The 13,494-nt window shown below is 36.8% G+C and carries 14 protein-coding genes; 8 read left to right on the forward strand and 6 right to left on the reverse strand.

The window, feature by feature from the left end; all coding sequences use genetic code 11:
- Window positions 1-7: 7 nt before the first annotated feature.
- Window positions 8-1,087: an iron-containing alcohol dehydrogenase family protein gene (locus CYJ72_RS07320; RefSeq protein ID WP_066127170.1), complete on the reverse strand. Its 1,080-nt coding sequence runs from the start codon at window positions 1,085-1,087 to the stop codon at window positions 8-10.
- Between the two features lie 178 nt (window positions 1,088-1,265).
- On the opposite strand from CYJ72_RS07320, the gene CYJ72_RS07325 reads away from it, so the two are divergent.
- From CYJ72_RS07325 to CYJ72_RS07335, 4 genes are all read left to right on the forward strand, one after another.
- The gene (locus tag CYJ72_RS07325; protein WP_431606490.1) at window positions 1,266-1,823 is read left to right on the forward strand and encodes an aldo/keto reductase; all 558 of its coding nucleotides are present in this window, start codon (window positions 1,266-1,268) and stop codon (window positions 1,821-1,823) included.
- A gap of 82 nt (window positions 1,824-1,905) precedes the next feature.
- On the forward strand, window positions 1,906-2,952 hold the full coding sequence (locus tag CYJ72_RS07330) for a UPF0236 family transposase-like protein (protein ID WP_431606491.1): 1,047 nt from the start codon (window positions 1,906-1,908) through the stop codon (window positions 2,950-2,952).
- On the forward strand, window positions 2,837-3,256 hold the full coding sequence (locus tag CYJ72_RS11670) for a UPF0236 family transposase-like protein (protein WP_285255746.1): 420 nt from the start codon (window positions 2,837-2,839) through the stop codon (window positions 3,254-3,256). The genes CYJ72_RS07330 and CYJ72_RS11670 overlap by 116 nt, the downstream gene beginning before the upstream one ends.
- Window positions 3,257-3,540: 284 nt before the next feature.
- Window positions 3,541-3,843: an aldo/keto reductase gene (locus CYJ72_RS07335; RefSeq protein ID WP_284630887.1), complete on the forward strand. Its 303-nt coding sequence runs from the start codon at window positions 3,541-3,543 to the stop codon at window positions 3,841-3,843.
- Between the two features lie 105 nt (window positions 3,844-3,948).
- Here the strand turns inward: CYJ72_RS07335 and galT are convergent, their stop codons facing one another.
- From galT to CYJ72_RS07360, 5 genes are all read right to left on the reverse strand, one after another.
- On the reverse strand, window positions 3,949-5,442 hold the full coding sequence (gene galT / locus CYJ72_RS07340; protein ID WP_066127131.1) for a UDP-glucose--hexose-1-phosphate uridylyltransferase: 1,494 nt from the start codon (window positions 5,440-5,442) through the stop codon (window positions 3,949-3,951).
- Between the two features lie 118 nt (window positions 5,443-5,560).
- A complete protein-coding gene (locus CYJ72_RS07345; RefSeq protein ID WP_284628950.1) occupies window positions 5,561-6,883 on the reverse strand; it encodes a metallophosphoesterase in 1,323 nt (440 codons plus the stop codon).
- A 419-nt stretch (window positions 6,884-7,302) separates the two neighbouring features.
- Window positions 7,303-7,854 (reverse strand): biotin transporter BioY, encoded by a 552-nt coding sequence (locus CYJ72_RS07350; RefSeq protein WP_066123400.1) that lies wholly within the window; start codon window positions 7,852-7,854, stop codon window positions 7,303-7,305.
- Window positions 7,855-7,868: 14 nt separating this feature from the next.
- Entirely contained in the window at window positions 7,869-8,864 is a 996-nt protein-coding gene (locus CYJ72_RS07355) for a biotin--[acetyl-CoA-carboxylase] ligase (protein WP_284628954.1), read from the reverse strand.
- Between the two features lie 242 nt (window positions 8,865-9,106).
- A complete protein-coding gene (locus CYJ72_RS07360; RefSeq protein WP_180764765.1) occupies window positions 9,107-10,207 on the reverse strand; it encodes a M24 family metallopeptidase in 1,101 nt (366 codons plus the stop codon).
- 170 nt (window positions 10,208-10,377) lie between these two features.
- Between CYJ72_RS07360 and CYJ72_RS07365 the strand changes: the two genes are divergently transcribed.
- From CYJ72_RS07365 to CYJ72_RS07380, 4 genes are all read left to right on the forward strand, one after another.
- A complete protein-coding gene (locus tag CYJ72_RS07365) occupies window positions 10,378-10,983 on the forward strand; it encodes a TVP38/TMEM64 family protein (RefSeq protein WP_066123407.1) in 606 nt (201 codons plus the stop codon).
- A gap of 13 nt (window positions 10,984-10,996) precedes the next feature.
- Window positions 10,997-11,248, forward strand: coding sequence for a membrane protein insertion efficiency factor YidD (gene yidD / locus CYJ72_RS07370; RefSeq protein WP_066123409.1), 252 nt, complete (start codon window positions 10,997-10,999; stop codon window positions 11,246-11,248).
- Between the two features lie 290 nt (window positions 11,249-11,538).
- Window positions 11,539-12,390, forward strand: a complete 852-nt coding sequence (gene cdaA, locus CYJ72_RS07375) for a diadenylate cyclase CdaA (RefSeq protein ID WP_284628958.1) — start codon at window positions 11,539-11,541, stop codon at window positions 12,388-12,390.
- Window positions 12,390-13,493: a CdaR family protein gene (locus CYJ72_RS07380; RefSeq protein ID WP_101813172.1), complete on the forward strand. Its 1,104-nt coding sequence runs from the start codon at window positions 12,390-12,392 to the stop codon at window positions 13,491-13,493. Before cdaA ends, CYJ72_RS07380 begins: the two co-directional genes overlap by 1 nt.
- Window position 13,494 lies beyond the last annotated feature (1 nt).

The raw sequence follows: 13,494 nt of genomic DNA on the forward strand, positions 1-13,494 counted from the left end.
ATTGTATTTATGAATGATACGCTAAATTTTCTAAATAGGTCATCCCCTTGATAATATCGTCTGCTGTCAGGTCTTGTTTAGCTAAAATAAAACTCTCATTATTTGCCGCTGCATATGTAGCAACTTGATGTATTTTGTTAGGTAAATCTTCCATCACACCAAGTTGTTTTAAGGTAGTTGGAAAATGATTGGCTTGGTAAAATGGTAAGAGGGTATTCAGTTCTTCGTGATTACCTAATGTAGCAATTTGTACCAAAATACCATAAGCTACTTTGACTCCGTGTTCAATTGAAGCCGTTTCAGGTAGGAGTGTGAGCCCATTATGAACAGCATGAGCCCCCGCGATTCGTCCATATGATCCAGCAAAGCCACCTACACTAGCAGCGATTAAAAATATAGTATCTGCAATTCGTTGAAACGCATCTGATATTTGATTAGATTGTAAACTTTCGATCGCTTTAGCACCATCATTTAACAGAGTTTCCCTTGATAATTGAGCACTGCTTAGACCAAGGGAAATGTTTGTAGGCCAAGGTAATGGTAAATTTTCTGCTAAAGCAATGGCTTCATACCATTTTGCGAGGGTATCGCCGATGCCACTTTGTAAATATTTTAGTGGTGATTCTACTAATAAATTTGTATCGACAATGGTTAAGAAAGCAGCTTTGGGATAATAGTCAACGGTTTTAAAGGTATGATCAGGATGATAAATGACACTTAATGGTGTACAGGCTGAACACGTTCCAAGTACAGTTGGAATCATCACAGATTCCACTTGAAGTTTGTTAGCAACGCCTTTTGCCGTATCAAGTGCTTTACCACCCCCGATTCCAATAATTAAATCGGTGCCTGGAGGGGCATTGTTTACTAAATTGTCAATATTTTCATGGGAAGCACTCTGATCATAGAATAAAACAGGATAGCGACGACCTTGAGGATAAAATTTATTAAAAGCATGGTAAGCTTTCGCACCAGTAATAATTAAAGGTTGTTTAAACATTTGAATGGAGCTGTCTAAAAAAGTTAAAGCTCCCGGTTGACTGATATATTGTCCAACACCTGGACGGGTTATTTCAGATAATTCCACACACATTCTTCTTTCTAAAAAGTGTAAAATAAATACACTCTCATATTTTTTTAATTAATATCTAATTTATCATAATGAGTATAAGATTTCAAATGAATAAAAGAAGATAAAATATTGTCATTTAGAGAATATCTATTGTATGATATGGTTAACAACGTTAATTTTTAGGAGGGTTCAGATGAAAAAAGAATTATCTTTAAACAATGGGACAAAGATTCCGATGATTGGCTTTGGAACTTGGCGCTTAGAAGAAGGCGAACAAGCGTACAATGCTGTCAAATATGCTTTAGAAGTAGGTTATCGTCATATTGACACAGCACAAGGTTATCAAAATGAATCAAGTGTCGGGCAAGCTATTTTAGATAGTGGCATTGATCGTCAGCAATTATATGTAACCACAAAAGTAGTCAATACTGTAAGAGGCTACGATAATACCATGCGTTGCATTGACGAGTCTTTGGAAAAGTTAAAAATGGATTATCTAGATTTAGTTTTAATTCATTGGCCAAATCCACAATCTGTTCGCGATAAAGGTGAGAATGCATGGAAAGAAGCAAACGCTGAAACTTGGCGTGCTTTAGAAGATTTAGTAGAGGCAGGTAAAATTCGTTCAATTGGTATCTCTAACTTCTTAGAGCACCATATTGAAGAATTATTGAAAACAGCTCGTATTAAGCCGGTATTAAACCAAATTAAAATTGCGCCAGGTTGTTATCCTGAGCTTAGTGTAAAATAACTGTTGGTCAGCTAAAAGAAAAAAGATAATCCTCTGCTATACTGTAAGTAGGAAAAAAACACAGAAAGGTAGAGGATTATCCATGAGTATTATAACACAAATTATGCAAGAAATTAATGAAATGATGGCAGATTTATATAATAATGCGATTCAAGGTGAAGTAGACTTTTCAACATGCATCAAAACTATTAGCGATACGATGCGTCAACTCTCAGTTGATTTAGCCGAAGATCTCTGTAAAACAATTGAGGAATCAATCTTTGAAAGTCCTGGAAGAAAAGCAAGATACAGCGTTCATCGTAGCGATGATGAGAAAACAATCTCCACACTGATTGGTGACATTAAACTTTCAAGACGTTATTACAAAGATAAACAAACGGGTGAGTTCTGTTATTTATTGGATGATTTCTTATCGCTCACACCTCATCAGCGCATGGATGTCAATCTAGAAGCATCCATTTACGAGAAGGCTAGCAAGCATTCTTATCAAGAGGCCATTGATAGCTTCGAACATATCGGGATTTATAGTAGCCAGACAGTCAAGAATATTGTGCATAAGTATCGCCCGGATTCTGTTGCATTGCCGGTGGAAGCAAAACGTCAGGTAGACTGTCTCTATATTGAAGCCGATGAAGACCATGTAGCTTATCAAGATGGGAAGAATCGGGAAATGCGCTTGGCTTATGTTCACGAAGGATATAAAGAAAATTTAGGTTCAAGTGACCGAAAAGAATTAAATATTAGTCGCATCTTCACAGGATTATACGAAGATAGCGAGGAATTGTGGGAAGATGTTTATTACTACCTCGACCAACAATACGATTTAGCAGCCTGTCCGACCCTTTATTTAAGTGGAGACGGGGCTCACTGGATTAAGAAAGGGTTGGACTATCTACCGACTCAAACACGCTTTGTTCTTGACCCTTATCATACGGTTAAATACCTTCGTCAGGCATGTGTTGGTATCAGTAATGATCATTTATACGCCACTTTACATCGTTGGCTTTATACAGGTGAAAAAGGCTATTTACAGGACTACTTCGAAGTGCGACTCAGCGATCCGTCGCTATCTGATAGGCAATTGGGATTCTATTCAAAGACAAAGGGACCCTCAATATATCGGTTGTAGTGCCGAAGGTCACGTCAGCCATTGGTTAAGTGCTCGTTTAAGTTCGCGACCGCTAGGATGGAGTACAACAGGAGCAGAAAACATCGCTAAAGCCCGAGCTTATGACTTAAATGGTGGCGATTTAAAAACTTGGGTAACAAATCAAATTAAAACAAAAGAAAGAAAAAGAAGAGTAGAGAAATTAGATGGCCGTGTGGGGCGGAAATACGTTCGTCAGTATGATTGGAGTGGTAAAGTAGCCATCTTACACTATTCCAATAACACACGCAGTCGCCAGGCTTTTGGGACCATCGCTGGTTATTAATATTCAATAGAGTGAAGCCTGTCTTCATAATGACAGCTAAAGGTAATGAAGTGAGTGCTTGATAGCGAGCCTCCGGCGGCATGGGAGGATTTGGAGGTCTTTAGGAAGGCACATCCCCTATAGCCAATCCAGTCTCGCTAGACGCAAGTACCATGCCGCTGGAGACTCGCTATCAAGGTTATCGGTTAAAATATGGAATCCATAAAATTGGGTTCAGAGAAATAGGAAAAAGTATGGTAGAGGAAAACCAACAATAATTTGACACTATCTATCCTGAGGCATTAATTCACTATTGTCGTCAACATGTGATAGAATTAGAAGCTTATAGTCCATTAGGTGCGGGCGAACTATTTAGCAATGAAACAGTGCTCGAAATGGCTAAAAAATATGATTGTACGGCAGCGCAATTAGCCTTACGTTGGGTGATTGACCGCGATTGTATTCCTTTACCACGATCGACTAATCCCAAAAATATTCAATCAAATCTCGAATTAGAAGGCATTGAGATTTCTGAAGAAGATGCCTTAGTATTACAAAATCTTGCTGGAATGAGTGGTGCGACTCATCCAGATAGCGCGCCGTTCTAATATAATTTAAAAGCAAAAGACGCATGCTATTTTGAGTTGATAAGCTAGATAAAAAGATACTGGCTTAAAGCATTCTTAATAGTATGCGTCTTATTTTAGTGGTAATTATTGTTGATTAAAGGCATCGATAAAACGTAGCATGGCTTGACGCCCAGATTCATCTTGTTTAAAGACACCTGCATCTTCAAGCACACGTCCAAATTTGTTGGTGATTGCTTGTTCGATAAAGCGGTCAATCGTGGTTTCATCATATTCTTTGCTTTTTAATTCTTTTGCCCATGTTTGGTGATATTCAGCCACTTGATTCAAGTCTGCCTGGTCTAATAAATAAGCTTTGATACTATCGATTTCATTGACTAAACGAGGTGGTAATATCGCTAAGCCCATCACTTCTATTAGTCCGATGTTTTCTTTCTTGATATGTTGGACGTCTTGATGTGGGTGGAAGATTCCATCCGGATGTGCTTCGTTAGTTCGATTATTACGTAAGACAATATCCAATTCGAAATTATTATTACGACGACGAGCCACAGGTGTTACAGTGTTATGAGGTGTATCGTCTGTATAAGCAAGAACATCTACTGATTCATCAGAATAATTTCGCCAAAAGTTAAGTAATGCTTCCCCAGCAGTTGCGACTTCATCGCGATTAGCACCATTTAGACGAATAACGGACATTGGCCATTCAACTAATTCCACTTTTAGGGAAGGAAAAGCGTTCAATTTAATTGTTTGATAGGCATTCGCTTTTTCCATAGGGAAGGTATAACGGCCCCCTTGATAATGGTCATGGGCTAAAATTGATCCCCCTACAATTGGTAAATCAGCATTTGAACCAGCGAAATAGTGTGGTAACTGTTCAACAATCGCTAATAAATTGTCCATCGCTTTGCGGTCGATTTTCATAGGGGTATGCTCTTCACTTAAAAAAATACTATGTTCATTGTAATAAACATAAGGCGAGTATTGCATTCCATAGTGACGATTATTCAAATTTAAGCGAACAAGACGATGTTGCTGTCTGGCTGGGTGATTATTTCGTCCTTGATACCCTTCATTTTCCATACAAAGTAAACATAAAGGATAATTAGATTGTTTAGCATTTTTTGCTAAAGCAATTTCTTTTGGATCTTTCTCTGGTTTCGAAAGGTTAATGGTAATATCTAAATTGCCATAATTTTTGTATGGTGCGTTAAATTGGATATTCTTGGCAATGTTTCGAGTTTTAATATAGTCATTACTTTTAGAGAGTTTATAAAAATAATCCGTTGCATCCGCAGGATTATTTTGATATAACGCCCAAAACTTATTGTTTAGTTGTGAAGGAGAGGGTGTCAATAAATCCATTACAGCTGCTTCAAATTGTTCTCGTTGATAGCCGATATTTTCGATGATTCCCTTCTCAATGGCATACTGAGTTAATTGATCCATTAAGGAAAGTAAGTCATTAGAATCACTTACACCTTCTTCTAATTCATTGATTTGAATGAGAGACATAAGACGATTAGTGGTGTATATCCGGTCTAAAGAATCAATCCAACCTTGTTCAATTGCGTTATTGACAAAAGATCGGATGACGCATGAAATGTTAAATTGCATATGCAGCCTCCTAAAATTTTTTACCTACAATGTTATTATACCGTTTACCTAATATTGATTCAATATTGTGAGAATTGAATTGTGATCGTTTAGCAAATTTCAAAAATGTATCTGTTGATTACCAATGTATATTACGTAATTCGGTGTAGTCCGTTTGATTATCGAGAATCATTTTAAGATAGTCTTTGAAAAAAGTTGTTGCATTATCATCGATAAGCTGTTGAATTTTTTCGATGTTTGGAATGTCTTGTAAATCCAAAATATTGATTGGTTTTCCTGCAAAAAAAGCTAAATTAAGTGCTGCGACATATTGTGCCACTTCTTCTAATAGTGGATCATTTTCTTGATACCAACCGCCTTCAATCATTTCGCCATAGACCATTTTGTGACTACTATCGTCGAATAAATGTTTCATGTAGTTTGAATAATCTCGTAATTGCGGGTTGATAATGGAGTTGGTAATAGCATTATCAGTCATCGCTAAGGGTTCTGCTTGGTAAGTAATCGCATTATCTGTAAAGGATATTTTCGAGATATAGGATGGATATGAAGCAAATGCCCCCGTTACAATGTCGGTCATTAGTTTATGATTAGCGGACTCTATCGTCGCATAATGTTGAGCATGAATATGGCCACTTAATGTAAAGGGAGTACCATATTTAAATAAGATGTCACGTAATTCATCAGCATTGTCTAAAGTATAGTTAGCTTCTAAAGCTTGATAATGTGTAACGGTATTATGATGAATCACGGGAATGATGCGCTTATTTTTCTTTTGTGCTAGTTGAAAAATATTATCAATCCATTGGAGCGTCGTTTGGCTAAGTAATCCGTTGACTTTAGGAGCGCCAACGCCGTGAACATCACTATATAGATTACTATCAAGCATCAGTAACCAGTAGTTATGGTTAATAGTAGCTACATAGCTTAGGCTATCTGGATCTCGGCTAATAGCTTTTTGATAGCCAAACTCATTAAATATTGTCGCAAATTCGTGAGCCAAGACTTGATTCGTTTTGATAAAAGTCTCTCCTTTAAATTCACGAGCCCAACCACTTGCGATATCATGATTGCCAGGAATGATAAACACATCGGTACCTAATGCTTCTATATTTTTAAAATATTCGGCTAGGTCTAGCATACTTTGGTACTCCCCATTTAAGGTGAGATCACCAGAAACAATTAGGACATCCGGTTTTTCTTGGGCAATTTCTTGGGTTAGAGCTTGCATGCGTTCAGCACCATAATCAAAGTCTTTTCTGGCACCCGTGTTTTTTATATGTTGATAAGCTTCACCGTCCTCATCATGCAGGCTCTCAGATAAATAGTGTAAGTCCGTAATGACCCAAGCAACTAAATCGTCATTGGTTGCATCAATAGTTACTGGAAAGAATAATAGCATGGACCAGGTCCAACAAAACCAGCATATAATGTTTTTCATATAATTCTCCTCATCGTGAATTATTTTGGCTCTATATTTTTTGGTGTGGGGGAGTAGGCAAGAAGTAGAAAATCGAATGATTTTCGCTTCGTTGGCCTACCCCCGCACAGTTGAATAGGTCTCAAACAAGTCGAAAGACGCAGTTTGAGGCCACTCAACCACTGCGCTATAAATTAACGTGCATTAATTCGATTGAATTTTTCAAGATTAATATCGCTACATTAAGACGCAGTTTGATGCCACTCAACCACTGCGCTGTTAATTAACGAACAATAATTTTGACTGAATTTATCAAGTTTATGTCCAGCCTCTTACACCATTTGACAAAGAGCCATTATTTTCAATTATTGTATCATAAAAAACCTTCGCCATCGTACGATGAAGAAGGTTCAATTTGAATGCCAATAAAAATGGTCGGATTATAGTGGTTTATAATTTAATCTGACGATTTTAGTTAATCTTACAGCGACTAAACTAGCGAACACTAATTTAATTGAATCCCCGATTAAAAATGGCGTCATACCGATTTGCATAATTTGAGCAACAGATTTAGATAAATTAAGAACTTGATTGAGGATAAAGCCTAAGTAAGGTACCCCAATCGCATAAATAACAATCGTCGCCACAATGCCAGCAATGATGAATTGTTTTAATGAACTGTTTGATTTACGTGATAGCAATGAAGTGACAAACGAAGCTGGGATAAAACTGATAATAAAGCCAAATGATGGTGATAAAAAGCTATTAAAACCACCCGAAAAACCACTAAAAACTGGTAACCCAACTAATCCTAGAATCATATAAAATGTCGTTACAATTAAAGCTTGTTTAGGATTTAAAAGCATGCCGATTAATAATACGGCGAATGTTTGTAAAGTGATGGCTACTGGCCACATGGGAACCGCGATTTGGGAACAAATAATTAATAGTGCCAACATAACTGCCATTAAAGTAATATCTCTTGTTTTCATAAAATAACTCCTTTTTACTTACTAAATTGTGAACTAGAAAAATGAACTTCAGAACCGATTAGTGCTTCAATGTTGTGATTATCATGTTCGACTAATAAATGTCCATCTTTATCGATTCCACGAATAATCGCGCTTTGTATTTGACCGTTTTGAAGGTAAGATACTTTCTGGTTCAATCCTAACAAACGTTCTTGATAATAGTTAAGATGTTCTCGTTTATCAATGTTTTGTTCATATTCACAAAAGGACTCAATAAACAGAGATAACATCTGATTATAATTAAAATTTGGTGGGATAGCATCACCGAAAATTGTTCCGGCAACTTGTTTGATTTCTTCAGATTCTTTTTCGAAATTGCCGGCTAAATTCAAACCAATTCCTATAATAATAGAACTTACTTGGTGTGACTCTAAATCAATCATCGACTCACATAGAATTCCTGCCACTTTTTTATTTTGATAAAATAAGTCATTGACCCATTTGATTTCAAGGGGACTAGCAGTATAATGACTGATAGCTTTAGTCATAGCCGCTGCCGCTAGCGTGGTATATAAAGTAATATCATTTAAAGAATCTACTTTGGGGTTAAAAACTAAGGATAAATATAGACCATGATCTAACGAAGACATAAAACTACGCCCGTGTCGCCCGCGCCCCTTTGTCTGTTCTGTGGCAATAAATAATCCAGGTATAGAGGGAGATTGAGTGGCATGAATTTTAGCTAAGTCATTAGTTGAACTCACCTTTTCTTCAAAGGTGATGGCTAACTCTGGCCAAATCGTCGCCAAACGTTGCTTTAGCTGAGTTAATTCTAAGTGATTGACACTATCAACGAGAACATATCCTTTTCGGCCTTGCTGATCAATTTGATAGCCATCAGAGCGTAATTGTTCAATCGCTTTCCATATTGCATTTCGAGAACAGGCTAAATGATCAGCCATAAGCTGTCCAGAGATAGGTTCAGGTGCGGCCTCCATTAGAAAATCTAACACTTTTTGTCGTGTTGACATTGAGGTTCACTCCTTTTTTGTCTTAATAACGATAGAATAATCGAAAACACCTTTTGTGTCAACCTAATAAATATAAAAGGTGACATAAAAACAATAAAAAAACTCGCTTGGGTAAGCAGGATTGTAGCGATAGACAATAAAGTTGTCATTGTTTAAATAAAAGTATCGATTAAACAATCCGTTATCAAGCGCATAAGTTATAATTTTATTTAAGTATTTTAGCGTTACTTATTTATAAGAGATTAAGGGAGTGAAGGTTGACAGCTGATCAGGTCTTTAGTGACTTTGTTTATTACACGGCAACCCTCTTCAGTGACAATGACCAAGTCTTCTATCCTAACCCCTAATTCGCCGGGAAGATAGATACCAGGCTCGATTGAGAAAACATTGCCTACTTCAACTATATCTTGATTAAAAGCCCCCACATCACCCGGTTCGTGGACTTCGATTCCGATACTATGGCCAGTTCGATGGGTAAAGTATTGACCATAGCCTGCTTCTTCAATGACTTTACGGGCCGCCTGGTCAATAGAGGCGAAAGTGACGCCAGGTTTAACTTGGTTGATGGCCGCTAGGTTGGCTTTTTTAACTAGTTCATAAATTTCACGAGCTTTTTTACTTGGTTCGCCATAAAAAACAGTACGAGTCATATCACTAGCATAGCCTTGATAAAAGCTTCCAATATCAATGACGACACTATCGCCAATTTTAGGTTGGTCATTATTCGTGGTGTGATGAGGATCAGCGCCATTGGCACCATAGGCAATAATAGGTTCAAATGAAAAACCATCACAATTAAGTTCCTGGTATTTTTGTTTTAATAAAGTAACCATTTCAGTCTCGGGTAATCTTTTTGCAACCAATTGAATGAGATACTCCATTGCTTGGTCGTTCAAACGAGAAGCTTCAGCCATCATTTCTTGCTCCTCATTCGATTTAATAGAACGTAGCCGATCACTTAATGGACTCCCATTCTTAAATTGAGCGTGAGGCATTTGTTCCATTAAGCTTAATAAGAAATGACTCGGCCAATCTTTATCGACACCAATTTTGCCATTGTTATTTAAATGTTTGACCATTTCTTCAATAATGTTTTCGCCATCACGGTACCAAATGATATTACAATCAAAAGCAAGAGATGGTGGCTCTGGAAATAGTCGATTGAGGTAAAGAGTGATAGATCCTTTCTCATTCAGGTGTAGAATAAATAACCGCTCACCGGGATCAAGGTTTTGATAAGTTGTTAAGTAGGCAATCGTCGTGGGATTACTAATTATTAAATCAGTGTAATGATTTTCTTTTATAGCTTTCATCAAGCTCTCAATGCGTGTATAATGAAGCATAGGGATTCCTCCTTTTTTATTATAAAGATTATTATAATACAAAAAAGGGGAACATTCATTGTTTAAAAGTCGAAGGGTCTTAAAACTAAAATATTTGAGACTAGAGACGGATAACATCATCTGGTTTTTATTGATATACTTACGTTAACACTGAATATAAGGGGTACAGCATGTCATTAATTTCACTTAAAAAAAAGCGCTCATTAATTCGATATACGACAATTGTGGGCATTATTTTTACCGTTATCGCCTCCTTTTTTATTGCACAGTCTTCTTTTTTTAAGCCAGGCGGCGGATTTAATGAATTATTAGAAAAGTTAGGGATTATTGGACCTATCGTGTTTATTTTCCTACAAATTACGCAAACAATTTATCCAATCATTCCGATGGGGTTAACGAACGTCATCGGGAATTTGGTTTTCGGAACCTGGCTAGGTTTTTTATGTAATGTTACCGGAATGTTAATAGGATCTTGCATCAATTTTTATCTAGGGAGACGTTTTGGTGAATCGGTAGTTAAAGCCTTTATTTCTGATGAACAATATGAAAAATATATCAGCAAAATTGGCGATAGCAAAGCTTTCGAGCGGTTGATAATTATTGGGTTTATTTTACCAGTTTTTCCTGATGATATATTCTGTATGATTTCAGGAATGTCGAAATTAACTTTTAAACGATTTTTCATACTAGTATTATTATGTCGACCTATTTCATTATTTGTATTTACTTATGCCTGGGCTGAAATTATTCGCTTTGCAAGCACATTATGGGGTTAGGAGTCGATTATAATTGAAACGAATCATTATTAAATTAGTACAATTCTATCAAACTTACCTTTCACCTATGAAGCCACCTTCTTGTCGTTATTATCCCACTTGCTCCAGTTATATGTTACAAGCGGTAGAAAAACATGGTGCTTTCAAAGGGCTTATGATGGGGATTGCTCGAATTTTAAGGTGCCATCCGTTTGTCAAAGGCGGTAGAGATGAAGTACCAGAGCATTTTTCTTTACGTCGCAATCCTTCGCATCATCACCATTAACCTAAGGGATTAATTAAGAAATAGACCACAGATAGATCGTCTCTTCGGATGGCGATTGTAGTATAGTTGGCTTCTCAACAAGTTTAAGAAATTGTCATTTATTGATGTGTCATATGCTAATAATATAAGACGGGACAGAATTGAAGTGATGCCCAAAGGTCTTAGGTTTTGGTCTAACCTTGGGAGTCTGCTCAAAATGATACTGACCGGTCTTTTTTTTTACACAAATTTTCACACAAAGAAATGATTTGTGATATAATTAAACGAGAATTAAGGGGGCGGTGACGCGATTGATAGATTGGATAGTACGTTATATGGGAAATCAAACATTGGCTAAGATTTTAGATATTGTCATTGTCTGGTTTCTAATATACCAAGTTCTCTTATGGGCGCGAGGAACTCGCATGATGAATTTATTAAAAGGAATAGCCATCGTTTTTATTGCGAAAGCATTCAGTTCATTGATGGGGTTGCAGACCATAGACTGGTTATTAAATCAAATAATTTCATGGGGAGTAGTAGCCTTGATTATTTTATTCCAACCTGAAATTAGAAAAGCGTTGGAAAGCTTAGGGAAAAACTTATTCCGTAATCGTAAAAGTATGCAAAATCCTAGTGATAAGTTAATCACAGATTTAGAAAAATCAGTGCAATATATGTCAAAACGTAAAATCGGGGCGTTAATATCGATTGAAGCAGAAGATAGTTTGGAAGAGTATATTAATACCGGAATTGAAATGGATTCCTATGTAAGTAATCAATTGCTGATTAATATTTTTATTCCAAATACCCCTTTACATGATGGGGCGGTAATCATATCTGATTATCGAGTGGCATCAGCTTCAAGTTATTTACCTCTCTCAGAGAGTACATTAATACCCAAAGAATTAGGGACGCGGCATCGTGCAGCGATAGGATTAGGGGAAGTGACCGATGCGTTGACTTTAATTGTATCAGAAGAAACAGGGTCTATTTCATTGGTCAAACGAGACCATCTCCATCGAGATGTGTCGAATGAGGAACTGCATCAATTATTAACCCAATATTTAACCGTTGATGACGAAGATGATGAAGAAAAATCTCTACCTATGCTAATCAAAGAGTTCTTTCTGAATGGTTTTTCTCAAAGGGGTGATCAATAATGAAAAATAGTTTATTTGATAATAATTGGATGGTAGGCTTAATTTCATTATTCTTTGCCTTAGTATTATTTGTATCGGTAGCGAACGAAAATAACTCACTATCCTCTCTGGCATTGAATAATAATTCAGCGAGTATCGATTCAATAGTAACCATCTCGAACGTACCGGTGCATTTAGGTGAACATGATGAAGGGACTTTTGTTAGCGGGATGCCTGAAACCGTATCTGTGCGATTAAGTGGTCCTAAAAATATCATTAATCAAATTTCTGAAGAAGATATAACCGTTCAAACAGAATCTTTAGTTGGCAAAAAAGCAGGAGTCTCATCAATTCGTTTTGAAGTAATTGGTTTACCCGATTCAATTGTTTATAAAGTGACACCCGATTTATTTTATGGCACGATTTCTACGAAAGAGACTTTAACGCAACCAGTTGAGTATGAAATTGCTGATGGGACTTTGGCAGCAGGTTTTGAAATAGATAGCGTTGAATTAAATATTAATGAAGTAACCTTGTCGGGTTCAGCCGATGAAATCAATAAGGTAGCACGCGTTTTAATTCAAATTTTTGCGGATAAACCACAAAGTACCTCCTTTACAAAAAATTATCGGGTTCAAATTTTAGATAAGGATGGTAATCCATTGGATGTTAATCCATCAGAAACGGAAATTACAGCAACGGTCAATTTAAGAGAAAAAACCAAAACGGTAGGGTTAAACATTGTACCGGTTGGTGAAAATGAAAGCTTTCAATATCACTATACACTATCGAATCTCCAGACAGTATCGATTAGCGGGAATAATATAGCAAATATTGACAGTTTGAATGTGATTGTAGATGTTTCAGACTTAGTAACGAGTGGTAATGTGTTAGGTGTCATTGAGCTAATAGATGGCATTAGTGTTTCACCCGAGACGGTCGATGTAACCGTCACAGTCAATAATCTGCAGACGGAGACCGATGTAGAGTCTAATGAAACAACTGTTTCACAACCATCTTCAGCGGAAGAAACAACAGCACCCGTTGAAACATCACCAACGAATGAACAAACGACAGTAACAGAAGAAGAAACAACGCAAAGTAATCGTACAAATAATGAATAAA

It is taken from the genome of Globicatella sanguinis (assembly GCF_002847845.2).
GTDB lineage: Bacteria > Bacillota > Bacilli > Lactobacillales > Aerococcaceae > Globicatella > Globicatella sanguinis.